24 protein-coding genes are annotated in these 25,684 nt (G+C 61.4%); 20 read left to right on the top strand and 4 right to left on the bottom strand.

What is annotated here, in order from left to right; all coding sequences use genetic code 11:
- Positions 1 to 127 precede the first annotated feature (127 nt).
- The 11 genes from DWU98_RS13495 (at position 128) to recO (ending at position 12,140) form a co-directional block, all read left to right on the top strand.
- On the top strand, positions 128 to 619 hold the full coding sequence (locus tag DWU98_RS13495) for a hypothetical protein (RefSeq protein ID WP_115496097.1): 492 nt from the start codon (positions 128 to 130) through the stop codon (positions 617 to 619).
- Positions 616 to 3,213, top strand: coding sequence for a putative bifunctional diguanylate cyclase/phosphodiesterase (locus DWU98_RS13490; RefSeq protein ID WP_115496096.1), 2,598 nt, complete (start codon positions 616 to 618; stop codon positions 3,211 to 3,213). The genes DWU98_RS13495 and DWU98_RS13490 overlap by 4 nt, the downstream gene beginning before the upstream one ends.
- Before the next feature lie 176 nt (positions 3,214 to 3,389).
- Complete coding sequence (rpoE, locus tag DWU98_RS13485) at positions 3,390 to 3,986, top strand: RNA polymerase sigma factor RpoE (RefSeq protein WP_196239513.1); 597 nt, start codon at positions 3,390 to 3,392, stop codon at positions 3,984 to 3,986.
- Complete coding sequence (locus DWU98_RS13480) at positions 3,983 to 4,639, top strand: sigma-E factor negative regulatory protein (protein WP_115496094.1); 657 nt, start codon at positions 3,983 to 3,985, stop codon at positions 4,637 to 4,639. Before rpoE ends, DWU98_RS13480 begins: the two co-directional genes overlap by 4 nt.
- Before the next feature lie 144 nt (positions 4,640 to 4,783).
- Positions 4,784 to 6,262, top strand: coding sequence for a DegQ family serine endoprotease (locus tag DWU98_RS13475; protein ID WP_425480229.1), 1,479 nt, complete (start codon positions 4,784 to 4,786; stop codon positions 6,260 to 6,262).
- Between the two features lie 204 nt (positions 6,263 to 6,466).
- On the top strand, positions 6,467 to 8,257 hold the full coding sequence (gene lepA, locus DWU98_RS13470; RefSeq protein ID WP_115496241.1) for a translation elongation factor 4: 1,791 nt from the start codon (positions 6,467 to 6,469) through the stop codon (positions 8,255 to 8,257).
- 12 nt (positions 8,258 to 8,269) lie between these two features.
- Positions 8,270 to 9,169 carry a signal peptidase I gene (gene lepB / locus DWU98_RS13465; protein ID WP_115496092.1) on the top strand — a complete coding sequence of 300 codons (900 nt, stop codon included), beginning with the start codon at positions 8,270 to 8,272 and terminating at the stop codon, positions 9,167 to 9,169.
- 125 nt (positions 9,170 to 9,294) lie between these two features.
- On the top strand, positions 9,295 to 9,681 hold the full coding sequence (locus DWU98_RS13460) for a DUF4845 domain-containing protein (RefSeq protein WP_115496091.1): 387 nt from the start codon (positions 9,295 to 9,297) through the stop codon (positions 9,679 to 9,681).
- Positions 9,682 to 9,690: 9 nt separating this feature from the next.
- Complete coding sequence (gene rnc / locus DWU98_RS13455; protein WP_115496090.1) at positions 9,691 to 10,350, top strand: ribonuclease III; 660 nt, start codon at positions 9,691 to 9,693, stop codon at positions 10,348 to 10,350.
- Positions 10,351 to 10,471: 121 nt separating this feature from the next.
- Positions 10,472 to 11,407 carry a GTPase Era gene (gene era, locus DWU98_RS13450; RefSeq protein WP_115496089.1) on the top strand — a complete coding sequence of 312 codons (936 nt, stop codon included), beginning with the start codon at positions 10,472 to 10,474 and terminating at the stop codon, positions 11,405 to 11,407.
- Positions 11,408 to 11,429: 22 nt separating this feature from the next.
- A complete protein-coding gene (gene recO, locus DWU98_RS13445; protein ID WP_115496088.1) occupies positions 11,430 to 12,140 on the top strand; it encodes a DNA repair protein RecO in 711 nt (236 codons plus the stop codon).
- Between the two features lie 12 nt (positions 12,141 to 12,152).
- On the opposite strand, the gene DWU98_RS13440 is transcribed toward recO, so the two are convergent.
- A complete protein-coding gene (locus DWU98_RS13440) occupies positions 12,153 to 12,860 on the bottom strand; it encodes a response regulator (RefSeq protein WP_115496087.1) in 708 nt (235 codons plus the stop codon).
- Between the two features lie 185 nt (positions 12,861 to 13,045).
- Between DWU98_RS13440 and DWU98_RS13435 the strand changes: the two genes are divergently transcribed.
- From DWU98_RS13435 to DWU98_RS13405, 7 genes are all read left to right on the top strand, one after another.
- On the top strand, positions 13,046 to 15,061 hold the full coding sequence (locus tag DWU98_RS13435; RefSeq protein ID WP_115496086.1) for an intermembrane phospholipid transport YdbH family protein: 2,016 nt from the start codon (positions 13,046 to 13,048) through the stop codon (positions 15,059 to 15,061).
- Between the two features lie 123 nt (positions 15,062 to 15,184).
- Positions 15,185 to 16,498, top strand: coding sequence for a 23S rRNA (uracil(1939)-C(5))-methyltransferase RlmD (gene rlmD, locus DWU98_RS13430; protein WP_115496085.1), 1,314 nt, complete (start codon positions 15,185 to 15,187; stop codon positions 16,496 to 16,498).
- Between the two features lie 9 nt (positions 16,499 to 16,507).
- Positions 16,508 to 17,047, top strand: coding sequence for a CYTH domain-containing protein (locus DWU98_RS13425; protein WP_115496084.1), 540 nt, complete (start codon positions 16,508 to 16,510; stop codon positions 17,045 to 17,047).
- Positions 17,047 to 18,048 carry a beta-N-acetylhexosaminidase gene (nagZ, locus tag DWU98_RS13420; RefSeq protein ID WP_115496083.1) on the top strand — a complete coding sequence of 334 codons (1,002 nt, stop codon included), beginning with the start codon at positions 17,047 to 17,049 and terminating at the stop codon, positions 18,046 to 18,048. The genes DWU98_RS13425 and nagZ overlap by 1 nt, the downstream gene beginning before the upstream one ends.
- Before the next feature lie 10 nt (positions 18,049 to 18,058).
- A complete protein-coding gene (locus DWU98_RS13415; RefSeq protein WP_115496082.1) occupies positions 18,059 to 18,616 on the top strand; it encodes a hypoxanthine-guanine phosphoribosyltransferase in 558 nt (185 codons plus the stop codon).
- A 72-nt stretch (positions 18,617 to 18,688) separates the two neighbouring features.
- Positions 18,689 to 19,438, top strand: coding sequence for an S-methyl-5'-thioinosine phosphorylase (locus tag DWU98_RS13410; RefSeq protein WP_230474847.1), 750 nt, complete (start codon positions 18,689 to 18,691; stop codon positions 19,436 to 19,438).
- Positions 19,439 to 19,589: 151 nt separating this feature from the next.
- Positions 19,590 to 19,796 (top strand): cold-shock protein, encoded by a 207-nt coding sequence (locus DWU98_RS13405; RefSeq protein ID WP_115496080.1) that lies wholly within the window; start codon positions 19,590 to 19,592, stop codon positions 19,794 to 19,796.
- A 188-nt stretch (positions 19,797 to 19,984) separates the two neighbouring features.
- Here DWU98_RS13405 and DWU98_RS13400 read toward each other — a convergent pair whose 3' ends face one another.
- Positions 19,985 to 21,757: an ABC transporter transmembrane domain-containing protein gene (locus DWU98_RS13400; protein ID WP_115496079.1), complete on the bottom strand. Its 1,773-nt coding sequence runs from the start codon at positions 21,755 to 21,757 to the stop codon at positions 19,985 to 19,987.
- A gap of 89 nt (positions 21,758 to 21,846) precedes the next feature.
- On the bottom strand, positions 21,847 to 22,446 hold the full coding sequence (locus tag DWU98_RS13395) for an IMPACT family protein (RefSeq protein ID WP_115496078.1): 600 nt from the start codon (positions 22,444 to 22,446) through the stop codon (positions 21,847 to 21,849).
- A gap of 83 nt (positions 22,447 to 22,529) precedes the next feature.
- Between DWU98_RS13395 and DWU98_RS13390 the strand changes: the two genes are divergently transcribed.
- Positions 22,530 to 23,291 (top strand): YdcF family protein, encoded by a 762-nt coding sequence (locus DWU98_RS13390; RefSeq protein WP_115496077.1) that lies wholly within the window; start codon positions 22,530 to 22,532, stop codon positions 23,289 to 23,291.
- A gap of 143 nt (positions 23,292 to 23,434) precedes the next feature.
- On the opposite strand, the gene DWU98_RS13385 is transcribed toward DWU98_RS13390, so the two are convergent.
- Positions 23,435 to 24,493 (bottom strand): NAD(P)-dependent alcohol dehydrogenase, encoded by a 1,059-nt coding sequence (locus DWU98_RS13385; RefSeq protein ID WP_115496076.1) that lies wholly within the window; start codon positions 24,491 to 24,493, stop codon positions 23,435 to 23,437.
- A 176-nt stretch (positions 24,494 to 24,669) separates the two neighbouring features.
- Between DWU98_RS13385 and DWU98_RS13380 the strand changes: the two genes are divergently transcribed.
- Entirely contained in the window at positions 24,670 to 25,617 is a 948-nt protein-coding gene (locus DWU98_RS13380; RefSeq protein ID WP_115496075.1) for an AraC family transcriptional regulator, read from the top strand.
- Positions 25,618 to 25,684: the final 67 nt, after the last annotated feature.

Here is a 25,684-nt window from a genome sequence, read left to right as displayed (position 1 = left end):
TTGCGAGACGTACCATGCGGGCGGGTATGTGGCGGTCTGCCGTATAGATCACGCCTCGGCGCATGGGCTATTGCGCTTCGCGTGCGACCGCGTAACGTACGACCTGCAATGACTTCCTTGGGTTGCTATGACCTCCCTGATGGCCCCCGCGCCGCTGGCCGGCAGCGATATCTATGAGCGCATCCTGACCGCGCCCGGCGGCCTGGTAGTGCTCGAACATGTCGACAGCAAGGCCCTGGTGGAACAATTCCGGGCCATTGCCCGTCATAACGGACAGTCCGTTTATCTGTGGAAACCCGAAAGCGGTATGGAGAACCTGCGTGAGGCACATGCGCTCGTTCCCGGTTCGCAGCGTTTGGGCAATGCCTTGCGCTACATCCAGCAGAGCATTCATTTCGGGGTCTATCTGCTTTTCCCTTTTCCGTTACCGATGGTACCGACCGAGAGCGCCCTCTTGCGTCAGCTTGCACGCGCGCCTGCCGGGCATGTGCGTCGGGTCGTGCTGATTGATGCGCAATCGGCGCTGGTTTCGAGCGTCGATGATGTTGCCGTGCGCCTGGGTGATACCACGCACATGATGCAGCGCCCCCGCTTGCGCGATGGACGTTGGTTGCTGTGACGGGGACGACCTTTCACGCCGGTATCTTGCTGGTGGCCGCGCAGCGCGAGGTCCGTCGCGAGCTTTTCGACGTGCTCGATCGCGAGGGCCATCCGACCATTCACTCTGCACGCGATACGACACACGCGGCCATTCTCGTGGAAGGGCGCGAACCGCTCGCCTTGATCGTGGTGGTGTTCGATGGCGATGGGCGGAGCAGCAGCGTGCTATGTGAACAATTGCGCTTGCTACCGCCGTGCGTGGATGCGCCGATCATTGCCGTATTGCTGGATGACGCAACAGTCAAGCCCATGCAATTGCCCACCATGGTCGGCGGATGGTTGTACGCATCGCAGATCGGCACAGAACTGATCCCGCGCTGGCAGCAATTACGCAGCGGTAAACACGTGCCCGTTGTGGAATCGGTAACACCTGTAGCATCGCTTGCTCCTGTCGCGCTACCGCCCATCACGAACGACTATCGATTCGTCTTCGAGGATGGCGATGGCGATTGGCTGATTGTCGATCCGATCACCGAGCGCATGGTGGAAGCGAACCCTGCATACGTGCGGCGCAGCGGTCTGGCCAATAGCATTCTGGCCAGCTCGCCCTTGCAGGACATTCTGATCTTTGAAACGGTGAGCCTGGACAAGGCGTTGTTCGACGCCGATCGGCAATGGCTACCCTGTCGGCGTAAATCGATTCGCGGTCACGAAACTGGCGAAGCGAATGTACGTCGCGTACGTCACAACGGACGCGACATGCTGGCTTTGCAATTTCGAAGCAGCAACGCGAGTGCGCGTCCGGCGGCATCGCTGGGGGTACTGGCGCGCCTGTTCAATGCCGGCCATGACGACGCAAGCGTGCCGGAGGCGGCGCGGCTCTTGCTGGAAGAGATGGGGCTCGATTATTTCGCGGTATGGTCCGCACGCCCGGAAGAAAGCAGTGTTCCCGTGCAGGTCGTGCAGCGTTGGCGAGGAGAGGATCAGCATTGGCCGGGACCGCAGTTGCAAAGTTCGTTGCGGCTGGTGCTTAACGGCCGGACATTGATGCATCCCAGCGATGCGCGCCGATTGGCGGACGTCGATCCATTGATTGGTTTGCTCGGTTTGCGCGGATTCGTCGGCTTGCCGCTGTTCGACGAGCGGCGCAGCGTGATCGGTGCCTTGCTGGCTGGCAGTCGTTTCCCTTTCAGCGAACCTGGCGTCGTAGAGCCGGTATTGCACTGCGCGGCAGCGCACTTCGCCCATATGCTGGAATTGCGGCGAACACGTGAACAGGGGCGAGCAGAGGGCCTGCTCGATGCACTCACCGGCTTGCCCAATCGCCTGCTGTTCAACGACCGTCTGGATACCATCATCCGTGAAGCCAATCGCACGGGTGAAACGTTCGCCGTGTTGTTCGTGGATTTGGACCGCTTCAAGTTCATCAACGATACACTTGGTCACGCAGTGGGCGATCAGGTATTGGTGGCGGTCACACAGCGCTTGCGTAGCAGCGTGCGCGCTTCCGACACCGTGGCTCGCTATGCAGGCGATGAATTCACGATCGTCTTGCGGCATATCGTGAAGACCGATGACGTGCTGCGCGTCGCTGAGAAAATCGTGCAACTGATGGACGCGCCGCTGCACCTTGAGGATGGCCCGGAGTTGCAAGTCACTGCGTCCATCGGTGTCAGCTTCTTTCCTGAAGATGCACTTGATGCCGAAACGCTGCTCAAACATGCCGACGAAGCGATGTACGCGGCCAAGAGCATGGGGCGCAACAACTATCGCGTCTATGATGTGAGCCCCGCGCAAGAACAGCAGAACGCGGCGCTCAAGGCGCGCTTGCGTCACGCCGAAGGCAACGGCGAATTGCGTGTTTTCTATCAACCGCAAATCAACGCGGAAAGCGAAGATATCGTCGGCATGGAGGCGCTGCTGCGCTGGGAACATCCTGAGTTGGGCAATATCGGTCCTGGCTTCTTCATTCCACTGGCCGAAGAAACCGGCTTGATCGTCTCCATCGGAGAGTGGGTGCTACGCACGGCTTGCAAGCAAGCAAAAGGATGGGAGGACCGCTTCGGTTTGCGTTTGCGGCTGGGTGTCAATCTCTCGGCTGTGCAACTCATGCAACCGGACCTGCCTGATGTGGTGGCGGCTGTGCTGGAAGAGACGGAGCTCGATCCGGGATTGCTTGAGTTGGAAGTGACAGAAAGCATCAGCATCAAGGCCGCGCCCAATCTCATGGAGAACATGCAGAAGCTGCACAAGCTTGGCTGCCACATCGCCATCGATGACTTTGGCACCGGTGCCGCCTCGCTGGATTACTTGCGCAAGCTGCCCGCCGACCGCATCAAGATCGATCAGAGCTTCGTGCGCAATATCGGCGTGGATCCGGATGACGAAGCGATCGTGCGCGCCACCATCGAAATGGCGCATCGCCTCAAGCGCGGGGTGGTGGCCGAAGGGGTGGAGATCGAGCAGCACCTGCAATTCCTGCGCGCCAATCATTGTGATGAGCTGCAGGGTTATCTGTTCTGCCGGCCGTTGCCACACGGCACCTTCGAACGTCTGCTGAGCGAGCGCGAGCGGCTGCTATCCGGCCAGGGGCTGACAGCCGTGCCCGCCTAGAGCGGATGTGCTTGAGCCTCAACATGCTGTCCCTATCTTAGAATTGCCAAGGGGCCTATATATCGGTAGACCCGGTGGTCACGTAATGAACTTGCGGGCGCGTGGCAGGTCAGAGCAGCTCACCCATCCACAGGGGAAGCAGCCGGTATGGTCCAGTGACGAAGGAGACGGCCCGGATGGGCGATAACGAACTCGATAGTGCGCTGGTTGAGCGTGTACAAAATGGAGACAAGCGCGCGTTCGACCTTTTGGTGCGCAAATATCAGAACAAGGTCATTGGCCTTATTTCCCGTTACGTCCACAACCACGCTGAATGCGAAGACGTAGCCCAGGAGGCGTTCGTCAGGGCTTGGCGGGCCATCGGATCATTTCGCGGCGAGAGCGCTTTCTATACTTGGATGTACAAGATTGCCGTGAACACGGCCAAGAACCACCTCGTGGCCATGGGCCGGCGCCCGCCCATGGACGATATCGCGATCGAGGACGCCGTGTTCGTGCCTGGCGCCGACCGCATGCAGGAAGGGGCCACCCCTGAACGCGAATTAATGCGCCAAGAAATTGAACAAACGGTATTTGCCACTGTCCAAGCTTTGCCCGAGGAGCTGCGGACAGCCATCACCCTGCGTGAAGTGGAAGGCCTCAGCTATGAAGAGATCGCCGAAACCATGGGCTGCCCGATCGGAACGGTGCGTTCACGCATCTTCCGGGCACGAGAAGCGATCGACGAAAAACTGCGGCCATTGCTATCAGACCGCGAGGATCAGACGTCATGAGTGAAGCCAACATGGAAAATCTTTCCGCGGCGATGGACGGTGAACTGTCCAGGGAAGAGCTGCGCTTCTTGTTGCGCAGGCTGGATCACGACGCTTCGTTGCTGCATATATGGACGCGTTACCATGTGGTCGGAGACGGTTTGCGCCATCAGTTGCCTGCTGTGGCCGACACCGGCTTTGCATCGCGCGTGATGGCCGCCATCGAAGGTGAGCAGGTTGCGGCCAAGGCACCCAAGCGCGATTGGCTGCGCCTCTCCCTGGGTAGCGCGATCGCAGCAAGTGTCGCGGTGGCGGCGCTGATGGTCTCCCGACCCACCGCGCCCGACTCCGAACATCCGGCATCGATCGCTGCGGTGGGTGCAAGAGCATCCCAGGCGAGGGGTGGCGCAGCGCTGGCCGCGGCCAATGAAACGCGTACCAATAGCGATGTGCTGGCAGCCGTTCCGCCGTCACTGAGCCCCTATTCGGCCTCAGCCCTGAGCCAGCGCGCCACGGCGACGCTCGGCGATCCGTCCGACAACCCGTTGTTTCAGCGCTATCCGAGCCGTACGTATTCCATGCATGGCTATCGGGCGCTGAATAACCAGGACGGCAGTTACCTGCTACTGATCGACACGCCGCAACAGGCGCCCGTAGCGCAAGGCGCCCGCTAGATCTCTAGCCCGGAGGCCGCGAGTTTGGCTCGCGGCTTTCCGCGCCGGCCCCCGCGGGCACGCTTTTTTCATTGTCCCCTCATTTTCGCTCCACCCTGCGAGCCCTGGAGCGGAAGTAGGGTGGCCAGTATCTGAGGAGGAGTCATGAGTCACACCCGTCTCGTCAGCAGCCGTCTTTTCAGTGGCCTATTGGGCTGCGCCTTGGCAATGGGTATCGCCATGCCCAGTAGCGCAGCATCGGCGCAGGCCGCGCCGACGGCGGCACTGCCCGATTTCACAGGCATCGTGCAGAAGAACGCACCCGCCGTCGTACACGTGGAAGCCAAGTATTCCGCCCGCCGCCCCAAAAATTCCGCCGGCACGCCGATACAGGGCATGGATCCGGGGCAGGCAGAAATCTTCCGCCGCTTCTTCGGCATGCCGATGTTCCCCTCGCCGGAAGAGCAAGCGCATACCTCGTTGGGATCAGGCTTTATCATTTCCAGCGATGGCTACATCCTTACCAATAACCATGTGGTCGATCACGCCGATGTCGTGACGGTGCGTTTGCAGGATCGCCGCACACTGACCGCCAAGGTCGTGGGTACCGATCCCACTTACGACATCGCATTGCTGAAAGTTAACGCCGGAGGCAGCCTGCCAACGGTGACCATCGGTGATTCGCGTCAGTTGAAGCCCGGTCAATGGGTGTTGGCCATCGGTTCGCCGTTTGGATTCGACTACACCGTTACCCAAGGTATCGTCAGTGCCGTGGGCCGCAGCCTCGGCGCAGGCGATCAGCCCAGTACGTCTTTCATCCAAACTGACGTGCCGATCAATCGCGGTAACTCCGGCGGCCCGTTGTTCAACCTGCAGGGGCAGGTCGTGGGCATCAATTCGCAGATCTATTCCGACACCGGTGGCTATCAGGGCATCGCGTTCTCGATCCCGATCGACCTGGTGATGAACGCCGTCGACCAGCTCAAAACCAAGGGCTATGTCACGCGCGGCATGCTTGGCGTGGAGATCAAGCCGATCGACGATGACGTTGTGAAGGCGTTGAAGCTCGGTAGCGCCAAGGGCGCGATTGTCGTCAGCGTGACGCCCGATAGTGCTGCACAGAAGGCTGGCCTGCAGTCGGGCGACATCATCCTGGCTTACAACGGTCACGATATCGTGCAAGGCAGCGATCTGCCGCCGCTGGTCGCCATGACCAAACCCGGCACCAGCGTGCCGGTCGAGATCATGCGCGATGGCAGCGAGAAGACGCTCAATGCGACCATTGGCACCATGCCGCGCAACGGGAATGCCGCGTCGGAGCTGGGCAAGGCTGCGCCGAGCGGCGGTTCGAACGCGCTGGGCCTGACCGTGCAGAACCTTGACTCGGCCACGCGCAGCCAACTCGGCCTGAGGCCGGGCGAGGGCGTTGCCATTGGGGACATTACCGGCCCTGTCGCTGCGCAGGCCGGCTTGCAACAGGGTGACGTGATTTTGATGGTGAATCAGAAGAAGGTGGGTAGCGTGGAGGCCTTCCGCGCGGCCACGGCCGGTATTAAGCCGGGTGACACCGTGCTGCTGCTGGTGCGGCGGGGTGATTCCAACAACTTCATTGCCCTGACCGTTCCCAGCGGCAAGGACGAGTAAACGGTTCGAAGACCCGCCCGCGTGGCGGGTCTTCACCATCAGGGAGCATGCGGCGAGGCGTCTTGCCGATGGAAATGGGGGTGAGTGCCCTACAGCATCGTGGGCCGGCGTTCTCAATCCATGCGATAATGAGCGGCTAATATCACCATTCCGGTGATAGGCCGCCTGTGCATCGCGCCGGGTGGTGAAGCCGACAGCGTGCCCATGGAACTGATCCGCAATTTCTCCATCATCGCCCACATCGATCACGGCAAATCGACGCTTGCCGACCGCATCATTCAGATTTGCGGCGGCCTGGCGGAGCGTGAGATGGAAGCTCAGGTCCTGGACAGCAATCCCATCGAGCGCGAGCGCGGCATCACGATTAAGGCGCAGTCCGTATCGCTGCCCTACACGGCGCGCAACGGAAAGACCTATCAGCTCAATTTCATCGATACGCCCGGGCACGTCGACTTCTCTTATGAAGTAAGCCGCTCGCTCGCCGCCTGTGAAGGCGCGCTGCTGGTGGTAGATGCTGCCCAAGGCGTGGAGGCGCAGTCGGTCGCCAATTGCTATACGGCGGTGGAGCAGGGGCTGGAAGTGGTGCCCGTGCTCAACAAGATCGATCTGCCCACGGCTGACCCAGAAAAGGTGAAAGGCGAAATCGAGGCCGTGATTGGCATCGATGCGACCGATGCAGTAGCCGTCAGCGCCAAGACGGGGCAGAACGTGGTGGAGGTGCTCGAGGCAATCGTTGCGCGCATTCCGCCGCCCCAACCGCGCGACACCGATCGCTTGCAGGCGCTGATCATCGATTCCTGGTTCGACAATTACCTGGGCGTGGTGTCGCTGGTGCGCGTCATGCAAGGTGAGATCAAGCCGGGCGACAAACTGCTGGTCATGTCTACTGGCCGCACGCATGAAGTGAGCGAAGTGGGTGTCTTCACGCCCAAGCGCAAGAAGCTCGAAAAGCTTTCCGCCGGTGAAGTGGGTTGGATCACTGCGTCGATCAAAGACGTTCATGGAGCTCCGGTGGGCGACACGCTCACTCTCGCCGGCAAGCCCGCGCCGCATCCGCTGCCCGGTTTCCAAACCATGCAGCCGCGCGTATTCGCCGGTTTGTTTCCGGTTTCGGCTGATGATTTTCCAGCGCTGCGTGAAGCGCTGGACAAGTTGCGCCTCAACGATGCTGCGTTATTCTTCGAGCCGGAGAGCTCCGAAGCCATGGGCTTTGGTTTCCGCTGCGGCTTCCTCGGCATGTTGCACATGGAAATCGTGCAGGAGCGCCTGGAGCGCGAATACGATCTGAACCTCATCACCACCGCACCCACGGTGGTGTATGAGATTCTTAAAAGCGATGGGACGGTGATGCAGCTGGATAATCCCGCGCGCCTGCCACCGGTCACGCAGATCGAGGAAATCCGTGAGCCGGTGATCGTCGCAAGCATCCTTACGCCGCCCGATTACATCGGCAACATCATCACCCTGTGCGAAGAAAAGCGCGGTGTGCAGCGCTCCATCCAATACTTGGCAACGCAAGTGCAGATCAGTTATGAGCTGCCGCTCGCCGAAGTAGTGCTGGATTTCTTCGACAAGCTTAAATCCGTGTCGCGCGGCTACGCGTCCATGGATTACCACCTGGAGCGCTTCGACGCCGGTCCGTTCGTGCGTGTGGATGTGCTCATCAACGGCGACCGCGTCGATGCACTCAGCCTTATCGTGCATCGCGGCCAAGCCGACCGACGTGGCCGCGAGTTGGTGGAGCGCATGAAGGACCTGATCCCTCGTCAGCAATTCGACGTGGCGATCCAGGCGGCCGTTGGCGCGCAAGTCATCGCGCGCTCCACGGTGAAGGCCCTGCGCAAGAATGTTCTGGCCAAATGCTACGGTGGCGACGTCAGTCGAAAGAAGAAGCTTCTTGAGAAGCAGAAGGAAGGCAAGAAACGCATGAAGCAGGTCGGTAGGGTGGAGATTCCGCAGGAAGCCTTCCTCGCCGTGCTTAAAGTGGACAAATAGCGGAGCCAATGCATGGATTTCGATTTTTCGGCCATTCTGCTTGCCCTCACCGTACTGTTCGGTGTGGTGTGGGGCCTTGATCGCCTGTTTTTGTATAAGAAGCGCAAGGCGCACTTTGAAGAGGCTGGCGAGGAATACCGCGATCCGGCGGCGGTGGACTGGGCTCGTTCGCTGTTTCCGGTGATCTTCGTGGTGCTGCTGCTGCGCTCCTTCGTGGCCGAACCGTTTCGCATTCCTTCCGGCTCGATGATGCCCACACTCGATGTCGGTGATTTCATCCTGGTCAACAAGTTCGCCTATGGGCTGCGTCTTCCGGCCTTCAACAACAAGTTTGTGAGCCTTGGTGAGCCCAAGCGTGGCGATGTGGTGGTGTTCCGCTTCCCTGGGTTCCTCTGTCAGGACGATAGCGGCAAGATCGTGCGCAGCGGTGACGTCACCTGTGCCGACCCGAATGCATCGATTCCCGGCCAGAACTGGATCAAGCGCATCGTCGGCTTGCCCGGCGACACCATCGAAGTGCGTGACAGCCAGATTTTCATCAATGGCAAACCGGTGGTCGATACGCTGATCGGGCCGTTCAAGGGCAACCCGGCTCGTCCCGAAGACAACGAACTGCTCTACTACAACGCCAGCATCTGGAGCGAGCAGCTCGGCTCGGTCAACCATTTGATTGCGCGGATGCCTTCACGGGGCCCTACGCCACCTATTCCCAACAACCGCGTGCCTTCCGTGGTACCCCCTAACTGCTACATCGTGATGGGCGACGACCGCGAAAACAGTGAAGATAGCCGCTGGTGGGGCTGCCTGCCAGAGCAGAACCTGGTCGGTAAGGCGTTCATGATCTGGTTCAGCTGGAAGGGTTGGGGCACCGGTGGGGTGGATTTCCACCGCATCGGCTCCGTCATCCATTGATCCATGGGCATGGCCGGCACGGAACGTGACTCTGTCGCTGGCGACGTCCGCCCGGACCGGGCAAAGTACGCGTGTCGAGTTTGATGTCGGAACAGGGGCCGCGTCGGCGGCATAGCGAGGGGACGATGAAATCGAAACAGACGGGCATTACGTTGATGTCCTTCATCATTGTGCTGATGGTCGCCGGCTTTTTCGCGTACATGGCCATGAAGCTGGTGCCAGCCTATACGGAGTTCATGGGCGTGCAGAAGGCCATGGGCGAGATGACCAGCGAGAGCTTCGATGGCAAAGCGCCGGAAGAGATTCGTCGCGACCTGTTTAAAAGGATGGAATACCAATACGTAGGCGACGATACGGTTCAACCCAGCGACATTTCAATCGGCCAGGGTGCACAAGGTACGGAGCTTCGCGTCAGCTACGACAAAGACATTCCGTTCATCTATAACATTGATTTCCTGATTCACTTCCAGAAGGCCGTTCCCATACAGGGCAACATCGCCGCGCCAAATTAAAGATCACCTGTGGTTCTGACTTATTCGTTTCGCGATCCCTCGCTTGCCGCGCTTGCCCTGACTCATCGCAGCGCCGGCAAGCCCAACAATGAGCGCATGGAGTTTCTGGGCGATGCATTGCTCGGCGCGATCGTGGCAGAGATGCTGTACGAAACGCATCCCAAAGCGACCGAAGGGGAAATGTCGCGGCTGCGCGCGCAGTTGGTGAACGGTCAGGCGCTGGCCTCCATGGCGCGCGAGCTTGAACTGGGTGAACAATTGAAACTGGGTTCCGGCGAACTCAAGAGTGGCGGTTTTCGGCGCGACTCCATCCTGGCCGACGCATTCGAGGCGCTGGTGGCGGCGGTTTATCTGGATGGCGGCTTCGACGCCTGCAGGCAGACAGTGCGCACCTTGTTCGCCGATCGCGTCGCCGCGTTGCCGCGTTCCTCCAAGGACGCCAAGACGCGATTGCAGGAATGGCTGCAGGCACAAGGCTGGCCGTTGCCCCAGTACGACCTGGTGGCCACCGAAGGCGAGGAGCATGCACGCACGTTCGAAGTGAGTTGCATGATCGGCGAGCCAGTATCCGTGACGGCCTCGGGGCGCGGCAGCAGCCGCCGGCTTGCTGAACAGGATGCTGCTGAGCTGGTCCTGACCCGCCTGGCGGTTGCCCAGGAAGGGCATTGACGCGGGCGGCAGCCGCCCGGCCATCAAACTCACCCTTTGCGTAATGCGTGTGTCTGCCAGTGGCGCTGGCGCGCGCACAGCGCCATGCTTATACCCATCCATCGAAAGAGTGTTTGCGCACATGCAAGACGAACCCGACGAAAGCGTCGAAAACGAGCTTCCGCACCCTGATTTCCGCTGCGGATTCGTGGCGCTGGCCGGCCGCCCCAACGTCGGCAAGTCGACCCTGCTCAATGCGCTGATCGGCCTCCGGCTGTCCATCGTCAGCCCACGGCCGCAGACCACTCGCCACCGCATCCTCGGTATTGCCACCAACGATGCAGGACAGATCCTCTATGTCGACACGCCGGGTTTGCATCGTGGCGCCAAGCGAGCGATGAATCGCAGCCTCAATCGCGCTGTGCACTCTGCGCTCAGCGAAGTAGAGCTTGCCGTGCAGGTCATCGAAGCCGGGCGCTGGACGGACGAAGACGAAGCGCTCTATGAAGTACTGGCCGAGCAAAGCATTCCGCGCCTGCTGGCGATCAACAAAGTCGACCTCAGCAAGGACAAAACGGTGTTGCTACCCTTCGTGGCGGAATTGTGCGAAAAGCACAGTTTCGACGCCGTGCATTACATCAGCGCGTTAAAAGATAAAGGCCTGGATGCACTCACGCAGGACATCCTCACGCGTCTGCCGGTACGCGCACCGGTTTTTGGCGAAGACGAAATCACCGATCGCAGCGAACGATTTCTCGCTGCGGAAATGGTGCGCGAACAATTGATGCTGCGCCTCAACCAGGAGCTGCCGTACGCCACCACGGTGGAGATTGAGCAGTTCAAGGATCGACCTGATGGCGTTGCGGAAATCCATGCAGTGATATGGGTCGAGCGCGATGGTCAGAAGGCCATCGTCATCGGCCAGGGCGGCGAGCAATTGAAAGCCGTCGGCACCGCAGCCCGCCGTCACATGGAGCGCATGTTCGAGCGCAAGGTCTTCCTGCGCCTGTGGGTGAAGGTACGCGAAGGCTGGGCCGACGACGATGCCATGCTGAAACAGTTCGGTTATACCGATTGATCGCGGTGGCTGAGGGTTCGCCATGCTCATCGAGCAACAGCCCGCCTACGTATTGCATGTGCGCCCCTATCGGGAAACGTCGCTATTGCTCGAATGCCTGACGCGCGATCAAGGCCGTATTGGCGTGATTGCGCGCGGGGTGCGCAGTCAGCGTGGCCGTTTGCAGCGTTCGCAGTTGGAACCCTTTCAACCGCTGACACTGGACCTGCAATGGCGCGGCGAACTGGCGACGTTGCGCAATGCTGAACTCTCCGCTGCGCCATTTCGCTTGCTGGGCGACGCGGCGCTGTCCGGTCTGTACATCAACGAACTGGTAGTAAGGCTCACCGAGCGGCAGGATCCCTATCCGCAGCTGTATCACGCATATGCGCAAACGCTTGCACGTCTGGCGACAGGTGAAACGCTGGCGTGGCATCTGCGACGTTTCGAACGCGATCTCTTGACCGCACTCGGCTACGCGCTGCAGTTGGAGTTCGAGGCCAATACCGGCGATCCATTGCAAGCCGATAATCTCTATGCGTATCGCGCAGAGCACGGGCCAGTGCGGTGTGGCGCCAACGAATCGCATGCGGTGCGCGGCGATGATCTGATGTCACTGCACCAAGACCACATGCCTGATGCGCAAGGGCTGCATGCCCTGCGCAAAATGATGCGCGAGGTGATCCGCTTCCACTTGGGCGGTGTCGAGTTGCGTGCGTGGCGAGTATTGCGCGGTACGCTCACGCGGCGCTGATCTCTCGCGCCGCTATGAAACGTCCAGGGCTTGGATGGTTTGCACGACGGAGCGACGGAACTCCGCCAGGGGCAGCATCACTCCGCGATGAGCCAGCTTCACATGCCGCTGGAGCGATGCAATATGTTCCGATAGCGACGCTGCGCCGCAGAAGCCGCACGATGAGCGCAATTTATGCAAACGCGCTTCCAGCGCCTTGGGATCGGTGCTTAGCGCCTCGAGCTCCTGGCACAGATTCACCAATTCCTGCTTGAAGAGAGTGCGCAACGCCTGGACCACGGCCGGCGTACCGCTGGTATGCACGGCAAGACCATCATCCAGCACGGGCAGGGTGTCGCGATCGGTGGCGGCCAGCGCTAGTACGTTCTGAAGATCCTTGAGCGTGCACGGTTTGAGCAGCACGGCGTGGAAGCCGGTCGCCAGCAACGCCTGCTGCTCATCAGTGTTCAGTTCCGCACTGCTGGCGATCGCCGGGCTGGATAGCGAACGCGCATGCGAGTCGCTACGCAGGGCCGTCAGTACCTCCACGGCGCCGGCATCGGGCATCCGGCAGTCCAACACCAGCAGGTCGAAGGTTTCAGCGCGCGCCAGCCCCAGCGCTTCTTGCCCGCCAGAGGCCAGCGCCACCCGTGCCCCGAATTGGCGGAGGGCGTCGCCCAGGAAACAGCGCGTGGGCGCATCGTCATCGGCAACCAGGACATAAGGCTGGCTAGTCCCCATTTCTCACGCTCCTTCGTGCTTTGACCGACGATCCGCAGGCCCTCGGTCCGCATCGCCCATCAGGCCGGCTTCTGGACGCCCGCCTAAGAAGGGGGACGAGAAATGCGGGCCAGGCGAGACATTTGAGGGGTACGGCATGGCTTGTGTCCGTATCGTTCAGCTTAGTTTGGCAGAATGCTCCATCCATGTTTTCGTTCAGCCGCCAGTTCGTTCTTTGCGCCTTCTGCACCTTGCTGTGGGCAGTTCCCGCGTGGGCCGATACGGTAGTTACGGCCAAACGCATCGACATGCCCGGTGCCAGCCTGCAGGACGTGAGGGCTCAACTGGCTCCTGGCGCCACGCCCGATACCGTGCGGATCAGCTTGCACGCGGGCAAGGCGGATATTCCGGCGCTTGGCTGGCGGAAAATCGCTGTCGCCCTTGACGGCAGCCTGCATCGCGACGCGCAGATGCGCTGGCTGTTCGACGGCACCGCACAGCTCAGCGGCACGCCAGGTGGCGCCTTGAGCAATGCGGCCGTCGACATGATCGTGGACGATGCTGCCAATACGCTGGAGGTCAATGCCAGCCAGGGCGCGGCCAGCATCGAGACGGCGTTCCCGCTCGATCAGCCCACGCACGCCCAGATCAATCTGCGCAACCTGCCTGCTGGCTGGCTGCAAGGCTTGCTCGGCACCGTGTGGGCAGGGCGCATCAGCAATGGAAAGCTCGACGCGGAGCTTGCACTGGATGCCACGGATCAAGGCTTCCAGTCATCCGGTGACATCACCTTCGCCGACATCAAATACGCCACGTCCGCGGGTAATGTTGCTGGGCAAGGGCTGGACGGTCACGCCCGTTTTTCGCTTGATGCCAACGCGCACCCCGCGCAGCTGACCTTGAATGGCGGCCTACGTGGTGGCGAGTTGCAACTGGGTCCGGTATTGGCCAAGTTCCCCGCGCACGAGGTGGCGGTCGATTTCGATGCCAGCACTGAGCATGGCGGCCTTTCCATCAGCCACCTGCACATGGATGATGCCGACGCGCTCGCACTGGATGGCGCCCTGGCCATCGACGCCAAGGGCACCATGCAGAAACTGCGGCTCGATCATTTCCAGGCGCGTTTCCCTGCCGCCTATGACCGCTATGGACAGCCATGGATGGACGATCTGGCCGCACCGAACCTTGTCATCACCGGCGAGTTGGATGGGCACGTCGATTACACCGCCGAGAACGTGCGCAGCTTCGATATGCACACCGATGGGCTGGATGTTGCCGACAGCACCGGACAACTGAAGGCCAGCGGATTGCATGGTGAGCTCGACTGGTCGGCCCAAAGCGAGAAACCAGCCACCACCCTGGCCTGGAATCAGCTGATCATGCGCCAGATCACGATGGGTGCCGCGCAATCGCACTGGCGAAGCCATGGGGGCACCTTGAGCCTGCAATCCCCGCTTGCCGTGGGTTTGTGGAAAGGGCAGGTACGATTCACGAAAATGGACTGGCGGCCGGCAGCGCCGAAGGCAACGCGCCTGGACGTTGCGGCGACGGCGGGTGGCATCGACATGGCCGCGCTCAACCAGGCGCTCGGCTGGCTGCCTTTCCCCGGCACCTTGAACGGCGCCATTTCAGCGCTGCAATGGACTGGTGACCGCTATGCGCTGGATGGCGATCTGACCATCAACGCGTTCGGCGGCACGGCCGTGCTCGATCGCCTTACGCTGCGTGGGCCCCTCAGCAGCAGCCCGATGATGGGCGCCGATGTGACGCTACGGCAGATCGACCTTGCGCCGCTGGCCGATACCTTCAACTTCGGCGCCATCACAGGGCGCCTGGACGGCACCATCGACGCGCTCGAGCTCACGGGCGGCAGCGCGGTGGCATTCAAGGCGTCCCTGCTTGCGCAGAACGGGGGGCATATCAGCCTGCGGGCGGCCAATAACCTTTCGATCATCACCGGTGGCAACCCCGCCAGCGGTCTGCAGAGCGCCATGATGAAGCTGTTCAAGTCCGCCAGTTACAAGCGCATGGGTATCAACGCCAGCCTGCAGGATGGTGTATGCACGCTCAGCGGGCTGGACAGCGACGCCAGCGGTTACTCGATCGTGGAGGGCAGCGGCTTGCCCTACATGCACGTGACCGGCACCCAGAGCCGGATCGATTGGCCGGTGCTGGTTCATCGCCTGAAGACCGCTGCGCAGGGGACGGTGGCGGAGCGCTAAGGGTGGCTGCCGCCGCTGGTATTATGGATGGCTAGCCGGGGGTCGCCGGACCCGAGTGCTCCCTTATGCATCGTTGGCCCGGGTCGCATGCGATCCGAGCGTTCTATTTCTCCAAGAGTGCCGATGAACGATTTTGAAGCCTCCATTACCGATCTCAGCCACGACGGCCGGGGCGTGGCCCGCATTGATGGCAAGACTGTGTTCGTCAGCGGCGCGTTGCTCGGCGAGCAGGTGCGTCTGCGTATACGCAAGCGCCACCGCAACTTTGACGAGGCCGAGGCGGTTGAGATCGTTACGCGTTCCCCGCATCGCGTGGAACCGCGTTGCAGCCATTTCGGGCAATGCGGCGGATGTTCGTTGCAGCATCTGGACGCCGCCGCGCAAATCCAGGCCAAGCAGCGCGTGCTGGTGGACAACTTCGCACGCATAGGAAAAGTGGAGCCGGAAAACTGGCTGCCGCCGCTAACGGATGAGGCTTGGGGCTATCGCCGCAAAGGGCGCCTGTCAGTGCGCGCGGTCGCGAAGAAAGGCCGCGTGCTGGTGGGTTTTCGCGAGGAAAACAATCCGCGCTTCGTGGCGGACATTGCGCATTGCGACGTCGTGCATCCCGCGCTCGGTCCGAAGATCGGTCTGCTCGCCGAACTTATCGGTAGCATGGATGCCGCAGCTGATATTGCGCAGATCGAGTTTGCGGCTGGCGATGACACGATTGCGCTGGTCGTTCGGCATCTGAAGCCGTTGAGCGATGGCGATCGCGCAAAGCTGATCGCATTCGCCCAGGAGCATGGTTTTGCCATTTATCTGCAGCCCGGCGGTATCAGCAGTGTGCATCCGCTGTGGCCGGAACATCCGCGCCTGGCATTCCGTGTTCCCGCGGGCGAGGGCGTGGACGATGTGGAACTCGAATTTCAGCCGCTCGATTTCGTGCAGGTCAATGCGGGCATGAATCGACGCATGATGCTGCGCACGCTCGAACTGCTCGATCCGCAACCGCACGATCGCGTGTTGGACCTGTTCTGCGGCCTGGGCAATTTCACCTTGCCGTTGGCGCGTCGCGTGGCTGACGTCACCGGCATCGAAGGTGAGCACGGGCTGGTCGCGCGCGCAGGCGAGAACGCCACGCGTAATGGATTGATCAACGTGCATTTTCATGTAGCGAATCTTTTCGAAGATCAGCGTGGCACCGATTGGGCGCGCAAGCCCTGGGACAAACTGTTGCTGGATCCGCCGCGCGCCGGCGCCGACAAGGTTCTGGAATATCTTCCGCACAGGGAAACCGGGCGTATCGTTTACGTGTCTTGCCATCCGGCGTCGCTGGCGCGCGATGCGGGCATACTTGTCAACCAGCATGGCTTTCGATTGAAGGCTGCTGGCGTGATGGACATGTTCCCGCACACCGCCCACGTGGAATCCATCGCCCTGTTCGAACGCAGGTAAGATGGCCCGATGGGTATCGAAATCGAACGCAAGTTTCTTCTCGCCAACGACGATTGGCGCGGTGCGGTGACATCCACCAGGCATATCGCGCAAGGTTACTTGGTCGATGTACGCGCTTTACGCGACGGTACCGCGCGTGCGTCGGTGCGTGTGCGCATCAGCGGCGATGATGCGTGGCTCAACATCAAGTCGGTAGAACTGGGTGTAGCACGCGCCGAGTACGAACTGCCTCTGTCGCTTACCGATGGGCAATCCATGGTCGAGACCTTGTGCAACGGTGTGCTTGAAAAAAATCGGCACCATGTCGAAATCGAAGGCTGGCTATTCGAAATCGATGAATTTCTCGGTACGAACAGCGGCCTGATCGTTGCGGAAATCGAACTGCCGGATGTGCATGCATCGTTTCCGCGTCCCGCGTGGCTGGGGCGCGAAGTCAGCAGCCTGGCGCGCTACTACAACGTCAACCTGATTGAGCGCCCCTTCGCCGACTGGGGCGAGGATGAGCGCAACGCCATCGATGTACAGACGCTGCAAGGGGACCGCACCTGATGTTGCTGATCGGCCTCACTGGCACTCACTTGTTGCCGCACGAGCATGCCTGGCTCACCGCGCCCGGTGTGGCGGGTGTGATTTTGTTCTCGCGCAACTACAGCCACCGAGCGCAGCTCATCGCGCTGGTGGAATCCATTCGTGAGGTAGCGGGCGACGCCTGTTTAATTGCTGTCGATCAGGAAGGCGGCCCCGTGCAGCGCTTCCGCCAGGACTTCACCCGCTTGCCGGCACTGGCAAAAATCGGTGCGATCTACAACCGCGATCCCGCCGAGGCAATCGCATTGGCCGAAGAGCACGCATGGGTGATGGCAAGCGAACTACGTGCCAGCGGTATCGATTTCAGTTTCGCACCGGTGGCCGATCTTGCGCGCGGTAACGCCGCCATCGGCACGCGCGCGTTTCACGCCGATCCGGACATCTGTGCTGAACTCAGCCACGCGTATGTGCGTGGCATTCACCTCGGCGGGATGGCCGCTGTACTCAAGCATTTCCCCGGTCACGGTTCCGTGGCGGCCGATACGCACAAGGCGCAGGCGATCGATCCGCGCGCGCTGGATGACATCCGTCAGAACGACCTGCGGCCGTTCGTGGAAGGCTTTCTGGCGCACGCCGAAGCCGTGATGATGGCGCACGTGGTCTATCCGGCGGTGGATGACCAGCCGGCCGGTTATTCGCGGCGCTGGATTGGCGACATCCTGCGTGGCGAGCTTGGCTTTCAAGGCGCGGTGATCAGCGACGACATCAGCATGGCCGCCGCCGGTTCGGCGGGGAATGTCGCACAGCGTGTGCAAGGTCATCTTCAGGCAGGTTGCGACCTGGTGCTGGCCTGTTTCCCGGATGTCGTGGAAGAGGCGATTGCCGCGATACCTGCGCCGGCCCAGGCCAGCATGCAACGTGTGGCCGCCTTACGGGGCGCCATCGGCTCGACCTGGGCCAGCCTGCTCGATAATCCGCAGCGTGATCATTTCGTCGCGCGCGTCACTGCATTGGACAGCTAAAGGCCTTTCCATGAGCACAAACCCTGCGATTCCCTCTTTGGTCGAAGCGCTCACCCGCTCAGACATCCTGGTCACGCGCGAAACGCTTGACGCCGTCATCGCCGATATCGGTCGCGCTATCGATGCCGCGCTCGATGGGGAGCGTGCGGTATTTCTCACCGTGATGAATGGTGCGCTGATGTTCGGCGGCCAGCTCGCGTTATCGATACGCACCGATCTCGAGTTCGACTACGTGCACGCCACCCGCTACCGCGGCGCCACCACCGGCAACGATTTGCGCTGGCTGCGCGAGCCGGTGGTATCGCTAACAAACCGAACCGTGCTGCTGGTGGATGACATCCTCGACGAGGGACACACCCTCAAGGCCGTGCGCGACGATTGCCTGCGTCGTGGCGCGCGGCGCGTCCTCATTGCGACGCTGTGTCGCAAGGTGCATGACCGTTGTGTCCAAGGCATCCAGAGCGATTTCAACGGGGTGGACCTTCCCGACCGTTATGTCTTCGGCTACGGCATGGATTATTACGAGCAGGGTCGTAATCTGCCTGCCATCTACGCACTGAAAGACTAGTGCGCACGCATGGGTGGCGCGTAGTCGAGTACATGCCTCACACCTCAGTCAACTGAGATAGGAATGTTTGAAATGTCGCAAACCATCGATCTTGCCGTGATCGGCGGCAGTGGGCTTTACCGCTTTCCCGGCCTGGAAAATGCCACGCGCCAGCGCGTCGACACACCGTTCGGGCAGGCCTCCGGCGATGTAGTTGTCGGTGATTTCGCTGGCCGTCGTATTGCTTTTCTTGCGCGCCATGGCGAAAGCCACACGTTGCCGCCGCATCGCGTCAACTACCGCGCAAACCTCTGGGCACTCCATCATCTGGGCGCGCGCACGGTGATCGGCGTGAACGCGGTCGGTGGCATTCGCCATGACATGGGGCCGCGCACCATCGTCGTGCCGGACCAGGTCATCGATTACACCCATGGCCGCTACACGAGCTTCTGCGATGTGGAAGGTGCCGAGGTCAGGCACATCGATTTCAGCGAGCCCTACACGGCGTCGTTGCGCATGGCCCTGATCGATGCGGCCACGCAAGCCGGTATCGCGGTGATCGATGGCGGGTGCTACGGCGCCACCCAAGGACCGCGTCTGGAAACCCGGGCGGAGATCGCGCGCATGAAGCGCGATGGCTGCGATCTGGTGGGTATGACCGGCATGCCGGAGGCGGCTTTGGCGCGCGAGCTCGAAATCGGTTACGCATGCCTCGCTCTGGTCGCCAACTTTGCAGCCGGTTGCGGGGATGAGGCTGAAATCAGCATCGAAGAGATCTTCGCCCACCTGGCCGCGGCGACGGCGGCGGTGCCCCCGATCCTTGCCGAGCTGCTCAAAAGGTAAGCGATCAGGTTATCCCAAATCGCAGGTGCATATTGCGCTTTACCTGAAAACATGCAGATACTTTCTGCGCCAGGGGCGGCGGACCTAGGGGTAGAGGTGGTTCTCGCAGTGACTTGGCGCATCCAGTCCTTAGATTCAGAGGTTCACGCAAATGCGTTTCGGTACGGTCAAGTGGTTCAACGATGCCAAGGGTTTCGGCTTTATCGCACCCGAGGACGGTGGGGAGGACGTGTTTGTCCACTTCTCGGCTATCAATGCCAAGGGCTTCCGCAGCCTGCAGGAAGGTCAGCGCGTGAAGTTTGAAGTAACCCAGGGCCCGAAAGGTGCTCAGGCTTCCGGGGTCGAACTCGCAAGCTGATCGGGTCCATCGTTGTAATCATGTAGTGCTTAAAGAAAGCCTTGCCTCGTGCAAGGCTTTCTCTTTTGGGGATCGACTGCTTGCGGAATGCGCTGTCGGAAAACGTGTGCTTTGTTTTTTAAATCGATATAAAGCGCATCGTGATCCCGCTGGACGGACTCAGCACAACACGCCCAGACCGCGCGGCCTCACGCGACGAACTGCAAGCGCGCAAGCTCGGCGTAAAGGCCGCCTTCGGCCAGCAGGCTTTCGTGAGTACCTTGGGCGACGATCCGGCCGCCATCCATCACCACGATGCGATCGGCACGCTGCACCGTTGCGAGGCGGTGGGCAATCACCAGTGTGGTACGGCCTTTTTCCAGGCGCTCCAGCGCCTGCTGGATGGCGGCCTCCGATTGCGCGTCCAGCGAGGAGGTTGCTTCGTCCAGCAACAGTAGCGGCGCGTTGCGTAGGATCGCGCGCGCAATGGCGATGCGCTGGCGCTGACCACCCGACAAGCGCACGCCACGCTCACCCAGCTCCGCGCCATAACCGTCCTGCAGCATCTGGATAAAGTCGTTGGCTTCCGCGGCACGGGCGGCCAGACGTACTTCCTCGTCGCTGGCGTCCTGCCGGCCGAACCGGATGTTGTCGGCCGCGGTGCCCCCGAAGATCACGGTTTCCTGAGGTACCAGCGCAATGGCGCCGCGTAGTTCGGGCAGTGTCATGGCGCGCAAGTCCACGCCATCGAAACGGATACGGCCGCGTTGCGGATCGTAAAAGCGCAGCAGCAGTGCAAACACCGTGCTCTTGCCCGCACCCGAGGGACCGACCAACGCCACCGTTTCGCCAGGACGGATGTCCAGGTTGAAATCATGCAGGGCCGGCGCGTCCGGCCGCGATGGATAGTGGAACTGCACATCGTCGAAATGCAGTGCGCCGCGTATCGGCTGGGGCAGGGCCTGCGGATGGATCGGGTCGGCGATGGTCGCCTCTTCGTTGAACAGTTCGCCGATGCGTTCCATGGCGCCAGCGGCGCGCAACACGTCGCCCCACACATCGGAAAGACCCATCATCGAACCGCCGGACAGCATGGCGTACACGACGAACTGTGCCAGCACACCGGCATCCAAGGTGCCGGCCAGCACATCGCGCGCGCCCACCCACAGCACCAGCGTAATCGCACCGAAAAACAGCACGATCACCGCCGCGGTAAGAAACGTGCGCGTGCCGATACGTCGCCGCGCCGTAGCCAGAGCGCGTGCAATCGCATCACCGTAGCGATCGCTTTCGATGCCTTCGCGCGCATAGGCTTTGACGGCTTGCGCGGCGTTGAGCGTTTCGTTGGCGATGGCTGCCGCATCGGCAAGGCGGTCCTGGCTGGCACGCGAAAGCTTTTGCACGCGGCGCCCGAAAATCAGGATCGGCAGCACCACGGCAGGGATCACCAGCGCCGTGAGTCCGGCCAGACGCGGGCTGGTCCAGATCATCGCCACGGTTGCGCCCACCAGCATTACCGCGCTGCGCAAGGCGACGGAGATGCCCGAGCCCACCAAGGCCTGCACCACTTCGGTATCGGTGCCGAGCCGTGAGATCAATTCGCCCACGCGATTGCGTTCGAAAAAGCTGACGTCCAGGCGAATGACATGTTCATACAGCTTGGCGCGCAGTGCCGCCAGCGTGCGCTCGCCCAGCAGCGAGATGCAATAGAACCGCGCAGCCGTCGCGAAGGCCATGACCAGCGCCACCGCAAACAGGGCAAGGAAACTGCCGTTGATCGCCGCAGTGCTGGAATTGCGAAAGCCATGGTCGATCATGTGCCGCACGGCAGTGGGCAGTACCAATGTGGCGCTGGAGGAAATGGCCAGGAATATCAGCCACCCCGCCGCCAGCTTGCGGTGCGGTTTCACGAACGGCCACAGCCGCTTCAGCGAGCCGATCTGTCGACGCGGCTTGGGGTCATTCGCGGGAATCGTACTCATGAGGGCTCGCGGGGGCGGGTATGGGTTGTGAGTTGGGGGTTTGGCGGATCGATTCAATGACGGCTGCAGTGTGCGGTGCCGGCCGCCCATCACCCTTCCAGCGCGTATGCCTCGCTACGTCCGCGGCTGATGTCCACGATAAGGATCCTGGCATCGTTCACCCGGTCTGCCGGCAGGCGCAGATGCAGCGTAACGCCTGCTGCGTCGAACTGCTCCTGCTCGATCTCGGCGCCCATGTCCTTGAGTCGGGACTTCATGCGTGGCAGTTCGCCGAAATCGCAATGCAGCCCCAGTCGCACCATGGCGATAATGGGCATGCGTTCGGCAAGGCGAAGGCATTCGGCCGCGGTGCCGCCGTAGGCACGTGCCAGGCCGCCCGCACCGAGCTTGATGCCGCCATACCAGCGGGTGACCACCACGACGACCCGGTCGATGCCCTGGCTCTCGATGGCCTGCAGGATAGGGCGACCGGCTGTGCCACCGGGTTCACCATCATCGTTGAAGCGATAATCCTGGCCGATGCGATAGGCCCAGCAATTGTGCGTGGCCGCGGCATCGCTGGCGGCCTGCACGTAACTTAGCGCCTGCTGTGGCGACGTCACGGGGGAGGCTTGGGCGAGAAAGCGGCTTTTGCGGATCTCTTCGCTGTGCGCAAATGCGGCAACCAGGGTATGCAGCAGGGGTGTCATGGTGTGCAGGGTAGGGCAATGGCGGCCCTCGGTCACACGGTGACTTGCGTTACGCTGTTTGTTCTGAATCAGGATGGATATCCATGCTCTTGCTGCTGTTTGTGCTTTGCCTGTTGGGTGTGTCGGCAAATCGCTTGCGCCGGCGCGGTGCTGCGTGGATGTTTTACGCACTGGCCGTCGTGCTCTTCGTGGCAAGCGGCTGCGGACCCTTGCCGGCATGGCTGCTGACGCATCTGCAGGCATCCTATGCGACCCGGCCGACGATCACTTGGGCATCGCGCAACGCGATTGTGGTGCTGGGTGTCGGCACATCACGCGTCGCGGCCACGGGTGAGGTGGTTCCTACAGTCTTTGCGGGAAATCGGCTCGTGGAGAGCTACACGCTCTACCGCCAATGCAAGCAAAGCGGTGGTAATTGCAAGGTGATCGTCAGCGGCGGCGATGCGTTTCGCAACGGTAGGTCGGAAGCGGCTGCCTATGGTGACGTTTTGCTTGGTATGGGCCTAGATCGTGCGGACCTCATGCTGGAAACGCGCAGCATGAACACCTGGCAGAATGCGCAGTTCGTGCAACCGATGTTGAAAGCCTATGCGCCGCAGCGCGTGGTGCTGGTAACGGCGGCGGTGCATATGCGCCGTGCGCGAATGTTCTTTACGCATTTCGGCATCGACGCCGTACCGGTACGTGCGGATTACGCGGATGCACGGCTGACATGGTTCCCTAACGGCTGGAACGTGGCGCTGACCGAAGCGGCCTTGCACGAATACGTGGGTGCCTTGACCTTCCGCGTCTACAACGCGCTTGGATGGGACGCGCCGCCACCGAGCAGGTACGGCGCACCTTGATCAACGACAGTTGCGCGGAACATAACTCCCCGTGTAGGAGGGAGCGGGTTGGGTGAGGCAATCGTGCGATGCATGAACGTTGTGCGGCGAGACCATGCAACCCACCCCCAGCGCTCCCCTGCAAGCAGGGGGCGCGAGCACGATCATGTGTTCTTCAACGACGCCATATCGATCACGAACCGATAGCGCACATCGCTGTTGAGCATCCGGCCATAGGCGGTATTGATGTCCTGCATCGCGATCATCTCCACGTCCGCGCTGATACCCTGCGCGGCGCAGAAATCCAGCATCTCCTGCGTTTCGGCCATACCGCCGATCAGTGAGCCGGCAAGCGAGTGACGACCAAAGATCAGGCTGCCTGCATGCACGGGCGGATTCACCGGTTCGACCAAGCCAACCAGCACATGCACGCCATTCAACTTCAACGTTGCCAGATACGGGTTGAGATCGTGCTGATGCGGCACCGTGTCGAGAATGAAATCAAAGCGGCCGGCCACCGCTTCCATCTGGCTGGCATCGGTGGAAAGCACCACGTGATCAGCGCCGAGCCGGCGCGCTTCCTGTTCCTTGCCGGGTGAGCGGGTGAACAGGGTGACATCCGCACCCAGCGCTTTGGCGAATTTCAGGCCCATGTGGCCCAGGCCGCCAAGCCCGACCACCGCGACCTTGTGGCCCTTGCCGATCTTCCAATGGCGCAGCGGCGACCATGTGGTGATGCCGGCGCACAATAGCGGCGCAGCGGATGCCGGATCCAGGCCCTCGGGCATGCGCAACACGAATTTGTCGGACGTCACGATGCGTTCGGAATAGCCGCCGTAGGTCGTGCGTCCATCATGACGATCGCTGCTGTTGTAGGTGAAGGTGGGGCTTTCCTTGCAGTATTGCTCCAAGCCTTCCTGGCAGGCATCGCAATGCCGGCAGGAGTCGACGATGCAGCCTACGCCTACCATCTGGCCCGGCGTGAAGGCGGTGACCTTTTCGCCCACGGAAACCACCTTGCCGATGATTTCGTGACCAGGCACCAAGGGGTACCGGGCGTTACCCCATTCGTTACGCGCCGAATGGATGTCGGAGTGACAGACGCCGCAATACAGGATGTCGATAACGATGTCGTCCGCGCGCGGGTCCCGCCGTTCGAAGGTGTGGGGGGTGAGGGGGGTGGTTGCCGAATGCGCGGCGTAGCCATGAATGCTGAGGGCCATGCGGTTCTCCAAGGGGAAGGGGGCGGCGAAAGCCCAAAAGTATGCGCAGCGCAGCGAAGTCCCGGTAGCCGAATCCTGCTGAATGCTTGCACGATCCTGTAATTTACCTGTGCACACCTCCCTATGACCTGCAGGAACAGGCAATCTCTGCAGCTATCTGACACGCGCTCCCCCGCATGAACAGCCAGCTCAAGCCCATCGAGACATCCCCCCGCCTGGAGCGGGATCGCGAGGAATTGGCAGCCCTCGTTGAACGATACGCCCACTCCGAAGGCGTCACGGCCACGGCGTGGCCAGCGCTATCGTTCTTTCGCGCCGACGCGCCCAGCGACCGCAGCTGTGTCATGTACGAGCCCTGCCTCGGGTTGTTGTTGCAGGGCAACAAACACATCCTGGTCGGCGAGGAGCGGCTTGAGCAGGAGCATGGCCACTACCTGATCAACTCGATCGATGTGCCGGTCACGGCGCAAGTGGTCCGCGCCACGCCGCAGGAACCGTGCCTGTGCATCACCCTGCGTCTGGACCCCGTGCGCATCGGCGAATGGTTGTCGGACGTGAAACTGGCCAAGCCTTCTTCGGCGACTGCGCGCGGCATCGCGCTGAGCCCCGTGGGCACGGACGTGCTCGATCCCCTGCTGCGCCTGGTGCGCCTGTTGGATTCACCCAACGATCTAGCTTTGCTTGCCCCTCTGATCGAACGCGAGCTGATCTATCGGTTGCTGACGGGAGAGCAGGGCGCGCGTCTGGCCCAGATCGCTTCGGCCGGCGGTCAGGGTCAACAGATAGCGCGTGCCATCCAGTGGTTGCGGCAGCATTACAACAAGCCGCTGCGCATCAGTGATCTGGCCAGCATGGTGAACATGAGCGCGTCATCGCTGCATCACCATTTTCGGCAGATCACGGCGATGAGCCCATTGCAGTATCAAAAGGTGCTGCGTTTGCATGAAGCGCGGCGCTTGCTGTTGACCGAAGGCTGCGATGTGGCGACGGCTGCGCATCGAGTGGGTTACGAAAGTCCGTCGCAGTTCAGTCGCGAATACAGCCGGCAACATGGCGCGCCGCCGTTGCGGGACGTGATGCGCTTGCGGGCGATGGCGCCGGTGGACGCAAACCCCTACGTATAACGGTCGCCAACGTGTTTATTGCCGCCACTCCTGCGAAAGTGGGAATGGCGGCAAGCTGGTATCTGTA

It is taken from the genome of Dyella monticola (assembly GCF_003363155.1).
Classification (GTDB): Bacteria; Pseudomonadota; Gammaproteobacteria; order Xanthomonadales; family Rhodanobacteraceae; genus Dyella_B; species Dyella_B monticola.
This window is presented reverse-complemented; position numbering and strand designations above follow the sequence as displayed.